The organism is Latilactobacillus sakei subsp. sakei DSM 20017 = JCM 1157, assembly GCF_002370355.1.
Taxonomy (GTDB): Bacteria; Bacillota; Bacilli; order Lactobacillales; family Lactobacillaceae; genus Latilactobacillus; species Latilactobacillus sakei.
The window spans coordinates 1,048,371-1,070,446 of the sequence record NZ_AP017929.1 but is presented as its reverse complement, the minus strand read 5'-3'; the positions used below and the strand labels follow the sequence as shown (position 1 = coordinate 1,070,446).

At 40.9% G+C, this 22,076-nt stretch carries 17 protein-coding genes; 1 reads left to right on the top strand and 16 read right to left on the bottom strand.

The annotated features are described in order from the left end of the window. Positions 1–10: 10 nt before the first annotated feature. The 16 genes from LEUCM_RS05305 to LEUCM_RS05230 form a co-directional block, all read right to left on the bottom strand. A complete protein-coding gene (locus LEUCM_RS05305) occupies positions 11–1,117 on the bottom strand; it encodes an alpha-hydroxy-acid oxidizing protein (RefSeq protein WP_056936427.1) in 1,107 nt (368 codons plus the stop codon). Between the two features lie 295 nt (positions 1,118–1,412). Further along, positions 1,413–3,383, bottom strand: a complete 1,971-nt coding sequence (thrS, locus tag LEUCM_RS05300; protein WP_025016029.1) for a threonine--tRNA ligase — start codon at positions 3,381–3,383, stop codon at positions 1,413–1,415. 311 nt (positions 3,384–3,694) lie between these two features. Next, entirely contained in the window at positions 3,695–4,621 is a 927-nt protein-coding gene (gene dnaI / locus LEUCM_RS05295; RefSeq protein WP_016265452.1) for a primosomal protein DnaI, read from the bottom strand. Then, a complete protein-coding gene (locus tag LEUCM_RS05290) occupies positions 4,621–6,000 on the bottom strand; it encodes a replication initiation and membrane attachment family protein (RefSeq protein WP_025016030.1) in 1,380 nt (459 codons plus the stop codon). Before LEUCM_RS05290 ends, dnaI begins: the two co-directional genes overlap by 1 nt. Before the next feature lie 17 nt (positions 6,001–6,017). Then, positions 6,018–6,491: a transcriptional regulator NrdR gene (gene nrdR, locus LEUCM_RS05285; RefSeq protein WP_016265454.1), complete on the bottom strand. Its 474-nt coding sequence runs from the start codon at positions 6,489–6,491 to the stop codon at positions 6,018–6,020. Between the two features lie 548 nt (positions 6,492–7,039). Beyond that, the gene (coaE, locus tag LEUCM_RS05280) at positions 7,040–7,648 is read right to left on the bottom strand and encodes a dephospho-CoA kinase (RefSeq protein ID WP_025016031.1); all 609 of its coding nucleotides are present in this window, start codon (positions 7,646–7,648) and stop codon (positions 7,040–7,042) included. Beyond that, positions 7,648–8,484, bottom strand: coding sequence for a DNA-formamidopyrimidine glycosylase (mutM, locus tag LEUCM_RS05275; protein ID WP_025016032.1), 837 nt, complete (start codon positions 8,482–8,484; stop codon positions 7,648–7,650). Before mutM ends, coaE begins: the two co-directional genes overlap by 1 nt. An 11-nt stretch (positions 8,485–8,495) precedes the next feature. Next, on the bottom strand, positions 8,496–11,156 hold the full coding sequence (gene polA / locus LEUCM_RS05270) for a DNA polymerase I (RefSeq protein ID WP_025016033.1): 2,661 nt from the start codon (positions 11,154–11,156) through the stop codon (positions 8,496–8,498). A 123-nt stretch (positions 11,157–11,279) separates the two neighbouring features. Next, entirely contained in the window at positions 11,280–11,771 is a 492-nt protein-coding gene (locus tag LEUCM_RS05265) for a transcriptional regulator, SarA/Rot family (RefSeq protein WP_011375100.1), read from the bottom strand. A 474-nt stretch (positions 11,772–12,245) separates the two neighbouring features. Further along, the gene (locus LEUCM_RS05260) at positions 12,246–13,142 is read right to left on the bottom strand and encodes a hypothetical protein (protein ID WP_025016034.1); all 897 of its coding nucleotides are present in this window, start codon (positions 13,140–13,142) and stop codon (positions 12,246–12,248) included. Positions 13,143–13,335: 193 nt separating this feature from the next. Then, positions 13,336–14,397 (bottom strand): 3D domain-containing protein, encoded by a 1,062-nt coding sequence (locus LEUCM_RS05255; RefSeq protein ID WP_025016035.1) that lies wholly within the window; start codon positions 14,395–14,397, stop codon positions 13,336–13,338. A 404-nt stretch (positions 14,398–14,801) separates the two neighbouring features. After that, positions 14,802–15,272: an SsrA-binding protein SmpB gene (gene smpB / locus LEUCM_RS05250; RefSeq protein WP_025016036.1), complete on the bottom strand. Its 471-nt coding sequence runs from the start codon at positions 15,270–15,272 to the stop codon at positions 14,802–14,804. A gap of 8 nt (positions 15,273–15,280) precedes the next feature. After that, positions 15,281–17,635: a ribonuclease R gene (gene rnr / locus LEUCM_RS05245; RefSeq protein WP_016265461.1), complete on the bottom strand. Its 2,355-nt coding sequence runs from the start codon at positions 17,633–17,635 to the stop codon at positions 15,281–15,283. Between the two features lie 15 nt (positions 17,636–17,650). Then, the gene (locus LEUCM_RS05240; protein ID WP_025016037.1) at positions 17,651–18,409 is read right to left on the bottom strand and encodes an alpha/beta hydrolase; all 759 of its coding nucleotides are present in this window, start codon (positions 18,407–18,409) and stop codon (positions 17,651–17,653) included. Positions 18,410–18,521: 112 nt separating this feature from the next. Beyond that, positions 18,522–18,758 carry a preprotein translocase subunit SecG gene (gene secG / locus LEUCM_RS05235; RefSeq protein ID WP_011375106.1) on the bottom strand — a complete coding sequence of 79 codons (237 nt, stop codon included), beginning with the start codon at positions 18,756–18,758 and terminating at the stop codon, positions 18,522–18,524. Between the two features lie 79 nt (positions 18,759–18,837). Further along, entirely contained in the window at positions 18,838–20,412 is a 1,575-nt protein-coding gene (locus LEUCM_RS05230) for a ClC family H(+)/Cl(-) exchange transporter (RefSeq protein WP_016265463.1), read from the bottom strand. 158 nt (positions 20,413–20,570) lie between these two features. On the opposite strand from LEUCM_RS05230, the gene LEUCM_RS05225 reads away from it, so the two are divergent. Beyond that, entirely contained in the window at positions 20,571–22,004 is a 1,434-nt protein-coding gene (locus LEUCM_RS05225; RefSeq protein WP_025016039.1) for an amino acid permease, read from the top strand. Positions 22,005–22,076 lie beyond the last annotated feature (72 nt).

Genomic DNA, 22,076 nt, shown 5'->3' with positions numbered 1-22,076 from the left:
TTTTCAGAAATTAATTACCATAGTGATTATCGATTAATTGTGTTGCTTTCACTTCATCAATATTATGCGTACCAGCAAGTTGCATAACGAGTTCCAATTCCCTTTGTAAATATTCAAAGACGTTCTTAACACCGATACTACCACCTAATGCTAAACCATAGATCACAGGACGGCCAATTGCAACGATATCTGCCCCTTCTGCTAAGGCCTTGAAGACGTGTTGGCCACGACGAACGCCACTATCAAAGACGATTGGCACCCGCTTATTAACGGCTTTTGCGACTACGTGTAATGAATCGAAGGCTGCAGGGCCACCATCTAATTGACGACCGCCGTGATTTGAAACCCAAATTCCTTTAGCGCCTGCTTGAAGGGCGATTTCAACATCTTCTGCTGTTTGAACACCCTTCACAAAGACTGGTAAGTGGGTGTATTCAGAAATGAATTCAACATCCTTTGGATTCAAACGTTGTTTAGCTGACTTATAAACGGCGTCCATTGTTTGTCCGACACCTGTTTGATAGGCTTCAACAATTGGTAAGCCAACTGGGAATGTAAAATGATTGCGTTTGTCAGTTTCACGATTACCACCAACGGTTGCGTCAGCTGTTAAAACAATTGCTTTCACGTTGTGGGCCATCGCTTCATCTAAAATTTTACGGTTAATATCATTGTCTTTACTCATATAAAGTTGGAACCATTGTGGGCCACCATCGGCTGCCGTTGCCATATCATCAATGCTGGCTGAAGCAAATGAACTCATGGTTAAGATTGAGCCGTATTCCGCCACCCCTTTGGCAGTTGCTGCTTCACCTTGTGTATTGACTAATTTGTGCGCTGCAACGGGTGCCATAATAATTGGTGACGTTAAGTGATCACCAAAAATTTCTGTTGATGTGTCCGGATTTTCAATGTCTTGTAAGACACGTGGTGCGATATATTTATGATTAAATGCTGTGATATTTTCATTAATGGTATAGAGGTCACCTGCACCACTATAGATATACCCAAAACCGCCCTTAGGGACAACTTTACCAGCGGCTTCCTCTAATTCATAGAGATTGATAATATCCAATGCTTTTTCTGCAGAACCTGCCATATATTTTTCAGTTGCCATAATAAAACCCCCATTAATTATCAATTATGAAATCGTTTACAACTATTATTATACCTCTTTTTTAATTGTGCACAACTAAAAGACGTAAAAAAAGGCGTTAAATCAAAATAAATTGATTTAACGCCTTTTTAAGAATGCTAATTCTCAGAAGCTACCCGCTTTGAACGCACTCTTTTTGAAACGTGCTTTTACAACTTGATTCCTGCGCTTTGCGTCACCTATCAAATAAGCGGTAAATACCGCTTATTCGCTAGGCTGTGCAAATGCTCAGAATCAATCAGTTGTAACGCACTCTTTATAGATTAATCTTCTTTGCGTGTTGTTTGCCGTCTCGGCTATAGTTACCAACTTCTGCTACGATTGCGTTGATAAACATGTCTGAGGCTTCTTCAACCGCATTTTCTTCACCGTATTTACGGACAGAAACTGTTGCTTGTGCAAGTTCTTGATCCCCAACAACTAATGTATATGGAATCTTGCTTGTTTGGGCTTCACGAATCTTATAACCCATTTTTTCATTACGATCATCGATCCGAACACGTAAACCGCGTTTGATCATTTCATCTTTGATGTTTTTAGCGTAATCATAGTGAAGATCGTTCTTAACTGGAATGATAACAGCTTGTGTTGGTGCTAACCATGTTGGGAAAGCGCCCTTGTAGATTTCTGTTAAGTAAGCTGTGAAACGTTCCATTGTTGACACTAAACCACGGTGAATCATAACTGGACGATGCATTTCGCCATCTTCACCAACATAGTGTAGGTCAAAACGTTCTGGCAACATGAAGTCTAATTGGATTGTTGAAAGTGTTTCTTCATTCCCCATAGCCGTCTTTGTTTGAACGTCTAATTTAGGACCGTAGAAAGCAGCTTCGCCTTCAGCTTCGACATAGTCTAAGCCAAGATCATCCATAGCGCCCTTCAACATCGCTTGTGCTTTGTTCCACATTTCATCATCGTCGAAGTATTTTTCTGTGTTAGCAGGATCGCGATAACTTAGACGGAATGTGTAATCATTGATGTTAAAGTCAGCATAAACATCGATCATTAGCCCTAAGATTGATTTAAATTCATCTTGAATTTGATCAGGACGAACGAATGTGTGACCATCATTTAAAGTCATTTCACGGACACGTTGTAAGCCTGAAAGTGCACCTGATTTTTCATAACGGTGCATCATACCAAGTTCAGCAATCCGAATTGGTAATTCACGGTATGAGCGTGGGTGATGTTTGTAAACTTGGATATGTGATGGGCAGTTCATTGGACGTAATTCAAGCATTTCGCCATCGCCCATGTCCATTGGTGGGAACATGTCTTCACGATAGTGATCCCAGTGACCTGATTGTTTGTACAAGTCTAAGTTAGCCAAGATTGGTGTGTAAACATGTTCGTAACCATTAGCAACTTCTTTGTCAATGATGTAACGTTCAATTGAACGACGAATTGTAGCACCATTTGGTAACCAGTAAGGAAGGCCTGCGCCAACCTTAGGATCAACGAAGAATAAGTCTAATTGATTACCGATAACACGGTGATCGCGTTCCTTAGCTTCTTGACGACGTTTCAAATCAGCATCAAGTTCTTCTTGTTTAGGATAAGCTGTCCCGTAAATCCGTTGTAACATTTGGTTACTTGATTTACCTTGCCAATAAGCACCAGCAACTGATAATAATTCGAAGAATTTAACGTCACTGACTTTACCTAACATTGGTGCTAAGCTAAAGTCTGAGTAGTCACCTAATTGGTAAACTAAAACTTGGTCAGCTTCAACTTCGTCTAATAAAGCAAGTTTATAAGTTTGGCCGGCAAATAATTTCTTAGCGTCATCTTTTGAAACACTGACACGTGAAATTGCTTCACCTGATTGGATTAATTTAGCCATTTCTGTTTTGATTTCTGGTAAATCTGTTACAGCAACTTGGCCAGCTTCATTATCTGTATCGTAATAGAAACCATCTTCGGTTGCCATTACTTCGCCAAATTGCATTTCTGGATAGTGTTGACTTAAAGTAGCAGCTAATACGAAAGCTGCAGTATGCCAAGTGGCAGTTAGGTTAACCGCTTGATCATCTTTAGTGATGATTTCGATTGCCCCGTCTTCCAAAAGTGGTTGTTGTAAATCAACCACTTCACCGTTAAATTTTCCGGCGATTGCCTTTTTTGCCAAGCTCGTACTGATTGATTTTGCAACGTCTAGTAAACTTGTTGCTTGCTCAAATGTTTTTTGAGCACCATCTGGAAAAGTTAATTGAATTTCTGCCATGCTTGAACACTCCTTCTTATTTTTGTAATCAACAATAAAAAAAGTCCCTGAGACGCATACAAATATGCACCTCAGGGACGAATTGATTTCGCGGTTCCACCCAGATTGAGAATCAAACACTGATTCTCCAACTTTAAGCGTCTTTAACGGAAACGACCCGACTGACTTAAGCCTCTAGAAAGTGGTCAATTAAATGTCCTTATGAAAAACTTTCAGTTATGTTTTTCTCCCTGATCAATATTGCCATTTAAAAGGTATCTTTCATCGTTGATTGACTCTATTAAAACACTTAATCTGACTTTACGCAAGTATTAATTTGATTGTAAACGTCTATTTTGACCGCTGACTTCAACCTCACGGGCTAAATAACGCACGCGTTGCATAATTCGACCAGCCTTCACCGGTTCTTCATCGCCACGCTGACTGGTTGTTAAATGTTTCTCCAATTCGTTCATCGTAAAATTAGAGCTGAAGAAAGTCGCTAGTTGTTCTTGCATCCGGTATTGCAAAATAATGCCTAATACTTCATCCCGAACCCAAGCACTCAAGGCATCCGCACCGATATCATCAATCATTAAAATTGGTGCTTTTTTGATTTGGTTGACCTTTTCGAGGACGTTATTTTGGCCAATCGCATTTTTCATCTCAACTGCAAAGGTCGGGAAATGGATCAACGTCGTTTCAAAGCCTTGTAGTGCTAATTCATTAGCGATTGCGCCCAGTAGATAAGTCTTACCAACACCAAACTGCCCGCTTAAATATAAGCCTTGATGAAAATCAGTGGGTGCTTGCCGGTAAGCTTCGACAAACTTCAACGCTTCGATTAACGGCACTTGGCGCTCACTGGCATCATATTGTGCGAGGCTCGCTTCAACGATGTCCTTAGGCATGTTAATCGACTTCACACGGGCCTTCAATTCGGCTTGTGCGCGTTTTTGAACTAGATCCGCCGTTGGTTCATAACTAACATCGATAAAGTGGTTACTCAACACCAACTTAGGCGCATAACCTGGTGCCAACGTTGTTTCACCGTTTAAAATTTTCTTTTTTTCATTGACATATTCATAGATTTTAGCTGCACTGCGCGCCACTGTTTCTTGTGATAGGGCGGCCTGATTAGCCTGAATAAAGGCCTGCACATCAGGATCTTGCAAGGCTTCTTCAACCAATTTATTAAAGCGTTGATTCAGGCGTTGCCGGTTCATATAGTCGGTTAAATCTTTGCCCATATTTTCCATTATGATTCCCGCCCTTCACGGATTTTCTTGAGTAATTGATCAATTTCTTGCTGATCCGCCTTACTTGATGTGGTTTGTGGCGCTTGATAATCAGACTTGGCCCATTTAGGCACAGTTTCTTGCTTGGTCTTGGCTTGATAGCGCGGTTGTCGTTTAGTTTGTTTCGTTTCTTGTTTGGTTTGGAAATCACGGATTTGTAAAATAGCGTCAGCTGACGTCTTAACCCCTTGTTGCGCCCATTGATTGGCGATTCGATCTAACAAAGCTTGTGTTAGGCCCTCATACTGACTAATGATGTAAACCACTAAGATATTTAAAACATCGTTGTTAAAGATATAGCGATTTTGTAAGTCACGTAATGCGCGAATTTCATTTTTCGCCACAAAGCCATGATTTTTTTGCTTAAGATATTCCAAATAATCAACTGGTAAATACTGCTGACTTTCGGTTAACCACTGCATTTCTTTTTCATTAAAGCCGGCTTTTTGCCATTCTTTTTGTAGCGTCTCAAGCGGTTTTTTAGCCGGTTGTTCACTGTTATTTTGAACGCTATGTCGGCGCGTATAATTATTCAAAACGTTTTGTTCTAACGCATCCATATTGACCCGACTGTCGGCAACATCCATGGTGAGGCCGATTAAGCGTCCCAATTCCATTTCGTCTAATCCGTAAAAATAATGCAAATTAAATAATCGTTGCTCATTACGTAAAATTTCATCCGTATCGATTTGATTCTGTGCAACCACTTCTTGTAATAAAGCCCAATCAAAAGTGCGCAACTCAACTGACGTGAAACTTGGTTTTTGCGCCTTTTTTTGTTGATACGTACTTTGTGCCTCAGCAACTGCCGTAGGGGCCGTTGTTAAATGATCATTTTGAACGTGGAAGACCGTCAAGAAGTTCTTCGTGACCTCTTCGTATTCCTTAGAGCGCACTGGTTGTAGTTTAAAATGCTCTCTCAATTCAATAAACCGCTTCTCACCGACTGATTCGTATAAAATGACACTCAACAAATCATCATTGAAGAAAATATGTGGCTGCATTGGTGCGTATAATTCATACACCAGATTGCGGCCCGTATTGTTATTCTTCTGATAAGTCCGCATTAAGCCTAACGCTTCTAACTTATTGCGCGCGTCATAAAAAGCCGGCAAATCAACCCCTAATAAATTCAACAAGGTCGCATGCGTTTGGAAAGTCATTTGACTCTTGGCCTGTGTTGATTGGCTCCATAACAAAAGATAGAGACTGTACGCGACAGCCCCCATCAGTGGTTGGTATAAATAGGTGACGACTGTTTGATCAAAATCGCTCAAATAGTTAGCTTTTGTCACCATAAACCCATCTTTAGGACTTAAATAATCAAATGCATCTGACATCCGCTAACTCCTTTCGACTAATCTTGGTCTTTAGCCTTTTCTTTTTTCATCATTTCTTGCAATTCCGCCATAAAGACATTCATGTCTTTAAATTGACGGTAGACACTAGCAAAACGAATATACGCAATCTCGTCGACACCTGGTAAAACGGCCATGACGTATTCGCCGACAGCTTGTGACGATACTTCGTTTTCGCCTAATGCCCTGATTTTATTTTCAACTTCATCAACAATTTCAGTCATTTGTTCCATCGTAACAGGTCGCTTTTCGGCAGCCCGGATTAAACCACGTAATAATTTATCGCGGTTAAACTCTTCACGGGTCCCATTTTTCTTAATGACTAATAACGGTGTTTGCTCCACCCTTTCAAAAGTTGTAAACCGGAATTGACAATTTTCGCATTCGCGACGACGCCGAATAACGCGTCCTTCATCTGTTGGTCGACTATCAATTACCCGTGAACTATTTTGATGGCAATGTGGACATAGCATAAAGACACCTTCTTATCTTTTAATTTAAGGAATATTAATTGTATTTTACTATTCTAAACAGACAGTATAACAATATTATAACATGACATGCAACAGAGTGCCTATCGCACCGGGTTACTTTTGAGCATTTACTGAGTGGTGTGAATAAGCGACACAGTCGATTGTTCGCACACCGTGGTAAAGCACAAAAAGTTGATGCGAGAGGCACGTTTTAACCAGCGTGCGTTACCAACCGGGTTGATTCTGAGGATTAGCAGCGTTAGGCGAATAACCGATGCAATCGGTTGTTTGACTGACATCGCTAACCACAGGAATCAGGTTGGTAGTCCACGTTTCAGAGTACTATCGCACCAGGTTACTTTTGCGCATTTACTGCATGGTGCAAATAGATCAAAAAAGGAGCTGGGACAAAAGTAATTTTGTCTTCAGCTCCTTTTCGGTATCCGAACATTGGTGGTATAAACGTGTTCTATAAGTCATATCCTTCCGGTTAACCCTGAATGTCAAACGATTGCTTCCAGCAATCATTCACCATTCTGTGTTAATCCTCAGGACATACCCGACTTATGGTGCACGCCTTCCAAAACTGTCTTTAATTGGGCTTTCAATTGAGCCAGTGAGCCTTGGTTATCAATCACGAAGTCTGCTCTATCCCGTTTTTCAGCCAATGATGCTTGACTGTTAATCCGTTTCAAAGCATCTTCGCGACTTAATTGGTTCCGCGCCATTAATCGCGCTAATTGTTTTTCAACCGGCAAATAAACGACTAACACCCCGTCGCAAACCGTTTCGTAGTGCTGTTCATATAACAACGGTAAGTCCAAAACAACTAGCGGTACTTGGTGCGCTTTGGCCTGAGCCATCTCGGTCATAATCGTCTCCCGAATGACCGGTGCGGTAATCGCGTTGAGTTGCGCTAATACGGCTTGATTGCCAAAGACCAATTTGCCCAAAGCTGCCCGATCAACTTTACCGTTTTGCACAAGCTGCTTCCCAAAAGTGGCTTGAATCTGTTCTTGCACACTTTGATTATCCGCCAACACTTGGTGTGCGACTTGATCCCCATCAATAATAGGAATACCTTGTCGCGCTAGCATTTGCGAAACAGTTGTTTTACCGGTAGCAATACCACCAGTTAAGCCTAGGAAATAAGTCATTATTTTGCATCCCTTTTAATCTGACACTTTGGACAAAAATGCGTCCCCCGCTGTGCCACTTTAATCTTCTCGATTGGTGTCCCACATCGTTCGCAAGGAACCCCTTTTTTGCCGTAAACATGCAGCATTTCTTGGAAGGCGCCAGCATGACCGGTCGCGTTCAAAAATGTGTTAACCGTCGTCCCTCCATGATTAATCGCTAGTTCTAATTCGGCAATAATCTCATCGTGGAGGCGATCCGTTTCAGCACGCGTCAAGTCATTGGCTGGTATTTCTGGATGAATATGGCTTAACCACAACGTTTCATCGACATAAATATTGCCTAGACCGGTCACAACCTTTTGATCCAATAACAATGGCTTGATAGCTTTGTGATGTTTTTGCAACCGTTGATAGAAGTCCGCCTTTAAAAAGGTCGTCGGTGTTGGTTCCGGCCCTAGGTCCTTCAAGCCAGCTACCGTATTTTCCTGACCGGTCTCAATCAACTGCATCCGCCCAAACTTCCGCGTATCTAGGTAACGCATCTGTTGCCCATCCGTGAATTCAAAAATCACGTGCGTATGTTTTGAAATCGGTGCCTCCTTGGCGACCACTTCATACTTACCTTCCATTCGCAGATGGCTGACAACAGTTAGCTGTTCTCCAAAACGAATTAGTAAATATTTCCCCCGCCGATCAACAGCTGTAATCTGTTGGCCCACTAATCCAGCAGTAAAGACTTCATCTGGATTAACAATGATTTTCGACCAGCGAATATCGATTGCTGAAACAGTTTTACCAACCGCTAAGGTTTCAAGTCCCCGGCGGACATTTTCGACTTCTGGTAATTCAGGCATTTTCCGTCACCTTATTTCTTAATATCGTACCAAGTTGGGCCAAAACCACTTTCGACCTTCAATGGCACCGCTAATTTAACGGCTGAATCCATCACACTTGGGACTAATTTTTGTAAGATTGGTATTTCTTCAGTTGGTGCTTCAAAAATCAATTCATCATGTACTTGTAATAACATTCTGGCTTGCAAGTTCGCCTTCTTCAATTCTTGTTGCATTAAAATCATCGCCACCTTGATAATATCCGCAGCACTACCTTGAATTGGCGTATTCATCGCTGTCCGTTCTGCAAAAGAACGGAGGTTAAAGTTCTTAGCGTGAATATCTGGTAAATAACGACGACGGTGGAAAAGCGTTTCGACATAGCCTTCTTCACGCGCTTTTTTAACAATATCAACCATGAATTGTTGAACACCTGGATATTGTTCGAAATAAGCGTCGATAAAGCGTTTGGCTTCTTGCCGCGAAATGCCGATATTTTGAGATAAGCCATAATCGCTAATCCCGTAAACAATCCCAAAATTCGTAGCTTTAGCTTGGCGCCGCATATCTGGTGTCACTTGATCGGCACTGTTTAAGCCAAAGATCTTCATCGCTGTATTTGCATGAATATCCCGGTCTTCTTTAAAGGCTTCTTGCATGTTGGCATCCCCTGAGATGTGTGCCAATACCCGTAATTCGATTTGCGAGTAATCAGAAGCAAACATTTGCCAGTCTGGGTGACTTGGGACAAAGGCTTGGCGAATCTTGCGGCCTTCTGCTAAACGAACTGGAATATTTTGTAGGTTAGGATCAACCGACGATAAACGGCCAGTTTGCGTCAAGGTTTGTAAGTAACGCGTATGGACTTTATTATCTTGATGGATTGATTTCAATAACCCTTCGACATACGTTGATTGAATCTTGGCAATTTGACGATAATCCAAAATTGTTTGGACAATTGGTGCATCCTTCCGTAATTGTTCAAGTACATCAACAGCGGTTGAATAGCCCGTCTTCGTCTTCTTAATCACTGGTAAGCCCATTTTTTCAAATAAAATGACGCCTAGTTGCTTAGGTGAGTTAATGTTAAAGGTTTCGCCAGCTTCAGCGTAAACTTTTTCTTCCAAGATCTTCAAGGTTTGGCTGAATTCTGACCCCATTTGTTGGAGGCGACTGGCATCGACCCGAATCCCGGTTATTTCCATTTGCGCCAATACGAGGGCCAATGGTAATTCCATATCCGTAAAGAGATCGAATTGTTGATGTTCCTTCAATTGTTCTTCAAGTTGTGGTTGTAAATGATAAATGGCTGCCGCTTTTTGAACCAAATGTTGATACAACAAAGCTGGTTCAGTTGGAACAGCCCGTTTAGCACCTTTCCCATAAACGGCCTCGTCTGTTTGCACATTTTGATACTCGTGTAAATTAGCGACCGTCCCTAAATCGTTGCTGTTATTCGTCGTATTCAATAAATAAGATGCTAATAATAAATCAAAATTAACGCCCGCTAAATGAACACCTAATCGATTAGCTGCGACTTGCGTCCGTTTGACATCGAAAACTGCTTTAGGATGACTCGCATCTTCCAACCAATCCTTCAATACTGGTTCAGCTAGTAGTGCAACATCATCACTGACATACCAATGATCTGGTGCGCCGATATAAAAACCAATTAAATCGGCTGTGTGGTAATTATCGGTTAACATTTCAATCCCGAAGGCAACCGGTGTTTTAATCGCTTGAACGGTTTCTAAATTATCCAACGTCAAAACGGTATATTGATAGTTTTCCGCCGGTTTAACTGCTTCTGGTGTCACGTTTAATTGCTTTAAAAAGTTTTGAAAGTTCATCTCTTGATAAAAAGCAATCAACGTATCGATGTTGGGACCTTCATACGTGATGTCCGCTAACGTCGTTTCGATCGGTGCATCCCGCAAAATCGTCGCCAATTTTTTGCTCATAAAGGCTTGATCACGATCTTCAATCAGATGTTCCTTCATCTTACTCTTTTTCATTGCATCGACATTTTCGTAGACCCCTTCGATGCTCCCAAATTCCGTTAAGAGTTTCAGCGCTGTCTTTTCGCCGACCTTTGTGACACCCGGATAATTATCAGAGGTATCACCCATCAAACCTTTTAAGTCTACGATTTTACTAGGTGCTAAGCCTAATTTTTCTTGTACATGTTCCGGTGTGTAGGCTTCTGTATCGTTGACACCTTTGACTGTGATATTAACGGTCGTTTTATCCGTCGTTAGCTGCGTTAAATCCCGATCACCCGTCACAATATTGACGACAAAGCCGTCTTGTTCTGCTTGGCTCGCCAACGTCCCAATAATGTCATCGGCCTCATAGTTGGCTAATTCAGCCGTCTGAATACCATAAGCATGCAATAATTCCTTGATATAAGGAAACTGTTCCGTTAATTCTGGTGGCGTCTTAGAACGACCGCCCTTATAGTCGGCAAACTGTGCCGTTCTAAAAGTCGTTTTGCCCGCATCAAAAGCCACTAAGACGTGTGTTGGTTCAAACCGTTTCAAAATAATATCTAGCATGTTTTTAAACGCATAAATGGCATTGGTATGTAACCCATCTTGATTGGTAAAACTATCTAACACTTGGTGCATCGCGTAAAACGCCCGAAACGCTACACTGTTACCATCAATTAATAATAAACTTTTTTGAGAACCCATCGTGTTCCTCCTAAATTCGTAAAGTCGCTTCCTCTATTCTAACAAAGAAAAGCAAGACTCGATACTGATTTGACCGTACAAAAAAAGGAATCTGGTAAAAATCCTTACCAAGATTCCTTTCAATTATTTTGCGTCTGGTCGATTAAGGTTCATTGATACCATTCGTTCAAAGATTTCTTTACTTTGACCGATAGTAGCATCCACTTTATCCTTACCCACTTCATTTTTGAGATCATTATAAAGATCTAAATAGTAATAAAGTAAGTGATGATAAACTTGTAATCCTTTTTCAGTTAAATGAACACGGCGAATACGTTGATCTTTTTCGTCTGATTGTTCAGCGATAAAGGCCATCTTCCGTAACGAACGACATTGGCGTGAAATGGCAGAGCGACTAACTTGCATCTTATCTGCTAAAGCACTGTTTGTTGTTTCGTTATCGTTGTTCTTAATTTCATGCATCACTAAGAATTGATCAAATGATAACCCGTATTTTTGACTTTCTCGGTTCATCGATTCGCTCAAATTGTTAATGAGCCACCTGTATAATCCTGCGAATTCCATAAAATCGGACCATGAATCACCGATTAGGTCGGACTTATTAGTTGCATCCATGTTTTACCTCCTATATGCCGCACGTTTCTGCTATCGACATAAACTAAGACGATTTTTCGTAAACCACTCACTTAATTTAGGTAAATAAAAATAAAGTAATTAAAACATAAATTATTTGTTCATCTTATTTTATGATTTTAGTAGATTTTAAGCGACATTTCCTTAATAGACTTCAACTCACTAAGACTTAAAGCGTTATAACTAGTTTATAGTATTAAAAACCATATTTCAACCAACATCCCTCAACTTAACAAAAAGATTAGTATCGTTGACTATTTTGAACATTATTCACTTTATTAATTAGAGATATTATCAATATTTTTATAATTTACAAATGATACTATTAAAAAGTTGTCACAGCCGCTTAAACAGTTACTAAAAACCCCTATTTAACCGGATATGATAGCCGTTATTAGTGACACATTAATAAATGAATAAAATATTAATATTTTTGTTTTAAGCATCAAATTCTGTTTAGATGTCATTAGGCAGTGTGACGGTAAAATCGAGCGTTTGATGTGTCAAATCCCATAAATTAACCGTAATTGATTGTGGTAATGGTCCTTCAGTATCATAATCACAACTGACTTCATATTTAAATTCAGTTTCAGACTGCTTTTTACTTAAGATAATGCGCGTTGCCAATTGTTCAAAATCATCCAATGAATAATTAGTACCCGCAACTTCTCCTGGTACATGAACATCGCTTAATATCAGTCGATAATGGTTGTTTTGATAGGCCGCATATAATTGATTAACGCGCGCTTGATTGTGCAACATTAGATAATTAATTTGGGGCCGATCACCATGATTCAAATGTGCCGTACCGGTAAATAATAACCCGTCAATGTTATCCCCTTCTGAGAGCGTGAAGCGAAAAGGTAACAGGTGTGTGCGATGGTATAAATTAAATTGCTTGCCAGCAACTTCTGCGTATTGATGACTTACCAAATCGTACCCTGGTGTATTAGCACTTTTTCTTTTCTCATCGCTTCGTTCGATGATCCCAGTTTGAATCATTGCCTGGCGCGCCTTTAAAATTCCGGTCGTTAACAAAGCAACCGCGCCAACTGGTCGCCTTTGTGCCATTTTGGCGACTAACACATCGCCTAATTGCCCAGGGTTATCCAAGTGGTTCATTGTCTGTTCAAACTGAGCTGTTGTGATGTACCGATACTCAACCTGAGCTTCCTCAAAAAGCGCTTGTGATTGTGTTATTTCATCAGTATCATCCGCTTCATCTTGCCCATGGCGCCGCACAAATTGGTACAGTGCATATCCTAACCAAGCAATGGCAACCGCTGTTATGAGCGGCTGATGACACCATTTACCCAGGTTATATAAAAGCAGTATTCCTAAATATTTTTTCATCAGCTATCCTTTGAGTTAGTTTACGATGCTTTAAAAAAGCAAGATATGGCATATACCAGTTTATAGTATTAAAGAACATGTTTCAACAGACATATTATTAAATTAAGTAAAATTTCGCTAAATGGATTATTAAGTGCCCTAATTGCTATTTTTTCACTAAAAAAACAGCATCTGTTTGGATGCTGTTCTAAATTTATTTAATAATTGTAATTGTAATATGACGCCGTCCCCAGCTGACACATTGAGCGACGCTTGGAAAATGGACGTCAATAATATGGCCTTTAATCGCCCCACCTGTATCTCCGGCGATAGCATAACCATAGCCAGGTACTAAAACGAGCGAGTTTAACTTAATGACTTTTGGATCAACAGCAATACAATTAGGATTTTTCACCAAATCGATTCCGGTTGCACCGTAGCGACTTAGACCCGGTTCTGCCGTTGAATAAGCAGTTGCCTGAACATCAACCGTCTGGCCTGGTTTTCCTTTGGCAGCAGCAACTAATGCCGCTTGTTGCTGATTATTAACTGCTGCTAATTTTTGGCTAGCGGCTTTAGCGGCAGCTTCATCTTTTGCTTTGGCAGCGGCTTTTGCTTGTTCCTCAGCCTCTCTTTTTTGTTCTTCAATCTTCTTTTTACTAATATCAGCAAGTTGTTTTTGGCTCTGGCTCAAGTCTTTTTTCATCTGGTCTACTTGCTTTTGTAAATCAGCCGTTTGTTGATCTAAATCCTTTTTTTGTTTGTCCAAAGCGGCCTTACTTTCTTCTAAGTACTTTTGAATCGTCACCATTTTCTGATAGCTAGTTGCTAAATCAGTCATATTTTGATTATCTGCATCCTGTAAAATCGTCAAAGTATAGACGCGACTCAAAAGATCACTCAACGAGTCTGCCGATAATATGGTATTTAATACGTCACGATCATCTTCTGATTTTTGTAAGGCCTTCAAATGAGCCTTGGCATAATCTTTTCGTTCCGCTAGTTCCTTTTTTTGAGCCGCTAGAATTGTTTCGGTCTTATTAATACGTTCTTCATTTTCTGTAATTTTCTTTTTTAACTGATCGACTTCTTGATACTTAGTATTCACTTTTGTTAACGTACCTTGAATTTTACCATTGATGGTATCAATACTTTTTTGTGTTTGTTCTTCTTGTTGTTTTAGTTCACTGAGACTGGCCGCATTAACTGGTCCGACAGTTGTCACAATGATTATGAGTCCGGTAAGAATCATTAAACCCATTTTTTTGAATTGCATCTTGATTAAGCCCTCCCCCTACGTTATCACTATTCTAGATTAATTATACAGAATAACGATGGTTAACGCCATTACGTTTTAGTATTAACTAACGTCAACTCGCCACGACATCATAAAAGCTGTTGTTTAGTTCGTTCCAACCACCTATAATAGTCGTTAAAGCGCCATCATTCAACTGATTAGGGGGAATTATTATCCAAAAAGCAATTGTTTTGCTATGCCTATTCGCAGCATTTATGATTATTTTGGCGACAAATCATCACTATCAGTCGTTGGCTTTGTTATTTTGGCTAATCGGTTTCACCTCAATTATCATCGCCCTGATTCTCGCATTGTTAATTCAGCGTCAATCTAAATAGTCATCAAAAAAAGAGGTCGGACAATATTGTCCGACCTCTTTTTGATTAACGTTTTCGAAGTGCTCTTGCCATTTCACGATCTTGTTCCTTACGCTTGAGCGTTTCTCGTTTATCGTATTCCCGTTTCCCTTCACCAACGCCGATTAAGACCTTAGCAAAACCGTGTTTTAAATAAACACGTAACGGGACAATTGTAATCCCTTTGTCCTTAGTCAAAGCACCAATTTTAGCAATTTCTTTCTTGTGTAACAATAATTTTCGGTTACGCAATGGATCATGGTTAAATTGGTTACCTTGTTCATAAGGACTGATGTGGACATTTTCCAGATAAGCTTCGCCCTTGCGAACGCGCGCAAACCCATCACGCAAACTAATTTTTCCCTTACGCACCGATTTAATCTCGGTCCCGGTTAAAACTAATCCTGCTTCAAATGTCTCCAGGATATTGTAATCATGCCCAGCTTTTTTGTTTTGAGCGATTAAGTTAGCTGGTTTTTGTGGATGTTTCTTTGCCATTCAATCACCTACTTTTTAAAAGTACGTTTTTGTGAGTCCTTTTTAGCCACTGGTCGTCTTGGATGACTGTTTTTCTTTTGGTCACCACGTCGTTGACCGCCTTTTTCATGGTCTCTTGGACGAGTTGGGCGCTTAGGTCTTGCTTCTATCTTACTCAAAATTTCAGCAGAAGCCAAGGGAACTTCCTCGCTTGCTAATAATTCGAAGTCTACAGAATGTGCATCTAAGTCAACATTAGCGACTTTAACCCGTACTGGTTGGCCAATTCGGAACATTTTATGGGTTCTTTCGCCCACTAAAGCCAATTGACTTTCAACGAAGCTATAATAATCATCTTTCATTTGAGAGATGTGTACAAGCCCTTCAACCGTACTTGGTAAGGCGATAAACATCCCGAAGCTTGTCACAGAACTAATAACAGCATCGTATTCATTACCAACCTTATCAAGCATGTATTCAGCTTTCTTAAGGTCAACAACTTCACGTTCCGTATCAATTGAGCGTCGTTCTTCAAGTGATGTTTGTTCAGCGATTGGTTGTAACTTAGGTGCCCATTTTTCTTTTTCTTCAATCGTCATGCCGTTAGTAGCATAGTTATGAATTAAACGATGGACCATTAAATCAGGGTAACGACGAATTGGTGATGTGAAATGCGTATAGAATTCAGCAGCCAAACCAAAGTGACCAAGTGATTCATCTGAATAATGTGCTTGTTGCATACTTCTCAATAACATTGTTGTAATAATGGGTTGTTCAGGTTGACCTTCAATTTGTGTCAAGACTTCTTGTAACATCATTGGTGTTACTTTTTTGCTTGAGCCTTGGACTTGAATGCCATAAGCGGTGATAAATTCGAAGAAGTTCTTCATCTTATCAGTATCTGGTGTTTCATGAATCCGGTATAAGAAAGGTGCGTTAGCAGTACTGTAATGTTCTGCAACAGTTTCATTAGCAGCCAACATGAATGATTCGATCATGCGTTCTGAAAGACCGCGTTGACGTAATTCAATATCGATTGCCTTACCGTTTTCATCAACAATGATTTTAGCTTCGTCTTCTTCAAAGTCGATTGCGCCACGATTATGACGTTTCTTCAAGAGGATTTCGTGTAATTCAGCCATTGTTTCAAACATTGGCACCAAACGTGCGTATTGATCACGTAAGTCAGCATCTTGATCCGTCAAAATCTTATTAACATTGTTATAAGTCATTCGAGCGGTTGATTTGATAACACTTGGGAAAATGTTGTGATCGACCACGTTACCATGTTCGTCAATTTCCATTTCACAAGTTAATGCCAATCGTTCAACGTCTGGGTTCAATGAACAAATCCCATTAGAAAGACGGAATGGTAACATTGGAATCACGCGATCAGTTAAGTAAGTACTTGTCCCCCGTTCGAGCGCTTCAGCATCTAATGGTGAGCCTTCTGTAACGTAATAACTAACATCGGCAATATGCACGCCTAAGTAGAAGTGACCATTGTCCAATTGACGGACATTAACGGCATCATCAAAATCTTTTGAATCGTCGCCATCGATTGTCACAACTGGTTGGTCGGTTAAATCTTTACGGCCAAACTTATCTGTTTCTAAAACAGTATCTGGAATAGCTTCTGATTGTAAACGAACTTCTTCTGGGAAATCTGTTTTAATATCATGTTGGTAAACAATTGATAAAACATCAACACCAGGATCGTTTTTATTCCCTAAGACTTGTTTGGCAATCCCGCGCATTTGGCCAGGGGTATCGATACTTGGGTATGACGTAATATCGACTTGGACCATGTCTCCTTTTTGAGGGTGCAAACCGTTGTCTGTTAAGTAAATTAAATAGCTGCTTAATTTTTTAGCATGGCTTTGAATGTAACCAATCAAGCCTGTTTTTTCTTTTTGGATATCTGAATAAGGCATGAATTCGCCGACGATTTCTTCAATCCCCCGCGTAATCACTTTAGCCACTTTTCCTTCAGGACCGCGGCGGCTGTTTTCTTCTGCTTCTTTGATGATGGCCACTTCAACAGTGTCACCATTCATTGCGAAGTTTGTGTTTGGTGGTGCGATAAAAATATCTGGATCGCTTGGTTCTTTATCAACCATTGAGACGAAACCAAAGCCTCGATCGTTGGCGTGGAAAACCCCTTCGACTAAGCGTTGGCTAGCTGGTAATCTGAATTTACCGGCATCATCCATTAAAAGGTGTTTGTCCCCTTCTAATTCGGCTAATACTTTCACTAAATCTTTGAATCCTTGTGAGCCGGCCACACCGATTCGTTCACTGATTTCTGATACGTTTAATTGTTGCGTTTCATCTGCTGCAAAAATGGCTAGGATGGCAGCTTTCATTTGGTCAACTTGTGTCAAATCAACACCTCTTTCTTATTTCTCATAACGTTTAATAAATGCTTCAACATCTGTTTCTAATTGGTGGTGTGCCCGATCGACTGTAATCACGTGACCGGCATTGTCATACCAGTGATAATCAACTGGTGTTTGTTGTGCTCCTAAGCGTTGTTTTAATACTGATGCGCCATTAGGATCAATCACTTGATCTTGACCACCTTGACCGATAAAGGCTGGCTTATCACCAATCTGATCTAAATCGGCGGTGACTAACGCGCTAAAATCAGCGATTGCTTGTAGTTGTTGTGGTAACTGTTGCTTAATCTTGGCCAATTGAACGGCTTGATCAGCGGCCGTTTTTTCAGCCATCTGATAAAGGCGTTGCGCATAACCCAGAAATAGCGGTTCTAATTTATCAGTCGGTCCTTCTAGTACTGGCGCGCTAAAAATGCCACCACCAATCACCGCTGGCATCGTTTCGATTGCGCGCATCGCGAACAATCCACCCAATGACAACCCAAAAACAAATAGTGGTTTCTTGGCAGCAACTTGTAACTTCTGAATGGCAGCCGTTGTATCCGCCCACCAAGCTTGGACACTACCTTCTTCTAAGATATCAAGTGGTTCAAAAGTGGCATGCCCCGTAAAATGCGGTGCAAGTACACTGATTTGCTGTTTCTCTAAAAAACGGCCCATCATATGAACATCATTGGCACTTCCTGTATAAGCGTGCAATAACACCACGCCAACAGGGCCACTATCATAATAGTAAGGTTGTGGTAACCGATACTGCATTCAAACCCGCCTCCAGTACTTGACCGATTTAATTCATTTAAAAAGGTCTCCTGCTATTTGAACAGGAGACCGCATCAACGTTCTTATTAGAATTCGATCCGTCCTACTTGCTTTAGTGTGATGATAAATAAACTAATGCAATTGCAAAGACGAAAAATAAAGTTCCGAGGACCACTGTTACCTTCTGCATGAAGGCTTCAAATCCTCTAGCCTTTTGCTTACCAAATAAGTCACCAGATCCACCTGATAAAGCACTCAATGCATCTTGTTGTTTACTTGGTTGCATCATGACTGCTATCACAATCAAGATTGAATCGATTAATAATAAGTTCAGGATAAGATTTTCCAACCTAACTCCCTACCTTTCTATCTACACTGTCTTTTAATACTTTAGCATAAAAAGTAGTTAATCACCACTTTTTTATCAATTATTTCACGAGATTCTCATCCGCTTTTTTTAAGGTTTGGGCAGCGGCTTCAATCTGTCGCCGCACGGTTGCTCGTAAGTGATGATCGGTTAAAATGACCAAGGTGTCACCCGCGCGAATCAGCGTATCACCATGCGGAATCAATTCCGTTTCGCCGCGCCGCACGGCAATTAATAAACAAGTTTCCGGCCAAGCAACATCGCGGACTTGATGATCTTCCAATGGTGCCCCGGCAAAAATCGGTACTTCCAAACGATCTTTAAATTGTGCCATATCGGTTTTGGGTTGGCCAATTAGGCGTTGTAATAACGACGCATAAATCGGTGCGCCACCCATCAAATCAACCACGACATACGCGACTAACGATAAAATCGCCAACGGCATTAAATGGGTGAGTGTCCCGACCATTTCGGTTACCAATAAAATCGCCGTAAACGGTGCTTTCCCGATGCCGGCAAAATAACCACCCATCGCAAAAATAATTAGATTAGGGACATAAACCGGTGCTAACCAGCCCAATTGGACCATCACTAAGCCATAGACGGCCCCAATTAGTGCGCCCAGTGACAAGATGGGCAAGAAGATCCCCCCTGGCAAGCCAGAACCATACGAAATCATTGAGAAAACAAACCGCAAAACTAGTAACAATGCCACCGTGGTTAAAGTTGGCACTTGTTGGCCTAATTGTGTGATCAAACCATTCCCGCCACCTAAGACCGTTGGCCAAAAGTAACCGATGGGCAATACAAGCACTAACGGCAATAAGCCCCAATAATATTTAGGCACTGGTAATCGCTTATAAAACTGCGGTAACCAAAGCAACGTTTTTTGATAGACGTAGCCCAACAACCCGAGCACAATCCCTAAAAGAATCAGATGCCAATACTGATTAATCGGTAAATTATGTGTATACGTAATGTGCAACGTGGGCGTTAATCCGAAAAAATTCAATGAGATGAAGTTAGCCCCGATTGCACTGGTCAATGCGGTTAGCCAAATAAGTGGGGAAAAATTATGATAGATTTCTTCCAGTACGAAAAAGGTTCCAGCAATTGGTGCGTTAAAAGCGGCCGATAAACCAGCCGCCGCCCCACCAGCGATTAAAATACGGCGATCAGCGCCGTGATCGTCTAAGCGGTCCGCTACGCCTTGACCGACTGCCGCCCCTAATTGAATTGAGGGGCCTTCACGTCCTAGGAATAAGCCTGGCGCAATACTTAAAATACCACCAACAAATTTGCGCCAAAGAATCGACCAACAAGCTAGCTCAAATTCGCCTTCTAGTTGCCCTTCCACTTGGGGAATCCCCGAACCACTGATATTAGGTTCTTTTTTCAATAGCTGCGCCACAACCAAGCCTATTAGCAAGTTAGCACCGATTATCCACAACCAGTTAAGTGGTTGACTATGCAAGCTTTGATACAACTTAATCGTTAGTGCTAAGCCTTTTTCAATCGCAAGTCGAAACAAACTGACTACTAAGCCTGTCACACCCCCGACTAATAACCCTTTTAAAATAAAAACAAAGCGGGTTTTATTAAAGCGGCTGGCACGTCTGATTCGTCCGTTTTCCAATAGCGTTCATCCTCCAATAACTTTTCTTTTATCCTATTATAAGCTATAAAACCCGCAATAGCTTAAACAATTTTATTCACAAATTCCTTAATTTAGGATTGCCATTTGATTAAATTTCGATTATATTCAAAGTATACTTATAAAAGGAGGTTGCTCTTATGCAATCTAAATCGAAACAGCTTCGTTGGTATAATGTTGCACTTATTGCCTTTGTAGCGGTTTGGGGTCTTGGTAACGTGGTTAATAACTACGCGCAACAAGGTCTCTCCGTTATCACGTCTTGGATTCTGATCATGCTCTTATATTTCGTTCCTTACGCATTAATCGTTGGTCAATTAGGTTCTACTTTTAAAGATGCTAACGGTGGTGTTTCTTCCTGGATTAAAGCAACAAGTACTAAGCGGCTCGCTTACTACGCTGCTTGGACTTACTGGGTTGTTCACATTCCATATCTTGCGCAAAAGCCACAAGGGATTCTCATAGCACTCAGCTGGCTTTTCAAGGGTAACGGAAACTTCGTCAATACGATTTCATCAATGGCCGTTTCGGTCATCTGTTTGGCCCTTTTCTTGCTCTTCTTATGGCTATCATCGCGCGGAATCGCGACCTTGAACCGGATTGGGAGTATTGCTGGGACCGCTATGTTTGTCATGTCAATTCTGTTCATCATTCTCGCAGTTTCAGCACCTTTTATGACTAAAGGCGCCCACATTGCTACACCAGACATGGGCAATATTAAAACATACATCCCTAAGTTTGATGTTAACTATTTCACAACCATTTCAATGTTAGTGTTTGCGGTTGGTGGTGCTGAAAAGATCTCACCTTACGTTAACAATACTAAAAATGCCGCTAAAGAATTCCCTAAAGGAATGTTAGTCTTAGCCGGCATGGTGGCCTTTTGTGCCATCCTAGGCTCATTTGGGATGGGTATGTTATTTGATTCAAACCATATTCCAACTGATTTAATGGCTAACGGTGCTTACGAAGCCTTCCATCGTCTCGGTGCTTTCTACCACGTTGGACCACTCTTCGTTATCCTTTATGCCTTAGCAAATACACTCGCACAAATCTCAGCGCTAGCCTTTTCAATTGATGCCCCACTTAAAATTTTATTGGGCGACGCTGATAGTAACTTCATTCCTAAAGGTCTTTCAAAACTCAACAAAAAAGGCATCCCAACTAAAGGTTACATGTTAACTGGGGTCCTCGTTGGTCTCTTGATTATCGTGCCTGCCCTAGGGATTGGTAACATGAACGAACTTTACAACTGGTTATTAAACTTAAACTCAGTTGTCATGCCACTTCGTTACCTCTGGGTATTCTTAGCTTATATCCTCTTAAATAAACAACTTAAAAAATTCACGTCAGAATATCACTTTACTAAGAACCCTAAAATCGGCTTAATCGTCGGTAGTTGGTGCTTCTTCTTCACCGCCTTCGCTTGTTTGATGGGCATGATTCCTAAGCTTTCATACGCTGCTAACCCTTCAACATGGTGGTTCCAATTAAGCTTAAACATCATCACACCAATCATCTTCATTGCGCTAGGTATGATCTTACCAGCAATCGCAAGAAGACAAAAAGCATAGAAGTGGTTTTCATAGCGTTTATACTCCGAGGATTAGCCTAACAAGGCGAATAATTGGTGCAACCAATTGTTT

Excerpts from the sequence above, each read along its gene's own strand:
- LEUCM_RS05225 (WP_025016039.1), top strand. The coding sequence starts at position 20,571 with ATGCAATCTAAATCGAAACAGCTTCGTTGGTATAATGTTGCACTTATT.
- coaE (WP_025016031.1), bottom strand. The coding sequence starts at position 7,648 with ATGACTTATTTCCTAGGCTTAACTGGTGGTATTGCTACCGGTAAAACA.
- LEUCM_RS05240 (WP_025016037.1), bottom strand. The coding sequence starts at position 18,409 with ATGCAGTATCGGTTACCACAACCTTACTATTATGATAGTGGCCCTGTT.
- LEUCM_RS05290 (WP_025016030.1), bottom strand. The coding sequence starts at position 6,000 with ATGTCAGATGCATTTGATTATTTAAGTCCTAAAGATGGGTTTATGGTG.
- LEUCM_RS05265 (WP_011375100.1), bottom strand. The coding sequence starts at position 11,771 with ATGGATGCAACTAATAAGTCCGACCTAATCGGTGATTCATGGTCCGAT.
- smpB (WP_025016036.1), bottom strand. The coding sequence starts at position 15,272 with ATGGCAAAGAAACATCCACAAAAACCAGCTAACTTAATCGCTCAAAAC.
- LEUCM_RS05260 (WP_025016034.1), bottom strand. The coding sequence starts at position 13,142 with ATGAAAAAATATTTAGGAATACTGCTTTTATATAACCTGGGTAAATGG.
- polA (WP_025016033.1), bottom strand. The coding sequence starts at position 11,156 with ATGGGTTCTCAAAAAAGTTTATTATTAATTGATGGTAACAGTGTAGCG.
- LEUCM_RS05305 (WP_056936427.1), bottom strand. The coding sequence starts at position 1,117 with ATGGCAACTGAAAAATATATGGCAGGTTCTGCAGAAAAAGCATTGGAT.
- thrS (WP_025016029.1), bottom strand. The coding sequence starts at position 3,383 with ATGGCAGAAATTCAATTAACTTTTCCAGATGGTGCTCAAAAAACATTT.
- mutM (WP_025016032.1), bottom strand. The coding sequence starts at position 8,484 with ATGCCTGAATTACCAGAAGTCGAAAATGTCCGCCGGGGACTTGAAACC.
- dnaI (WP_016265452.1), bottom strand. The coding sequence starts at position 4,621 with ATGGAAAATATGGGCAAAGATTTAACCGACTATATGAACCGGCAACGC.
- nrdR (WP_016265454.1), bottom strand. The coding sequence starts at position 6,491 with ATGCTATGTCCACATTGCCATCAAAATAGTTCACGGGTAATTGATAGT.
- LEUCM_RS05255 (WP_025016035.1), bottom strand. The coding sequence starts at position 14,397 with ATGCAATTCAAAAAAATGGGTTTAATGATTCTTACCGGACTCATAATC.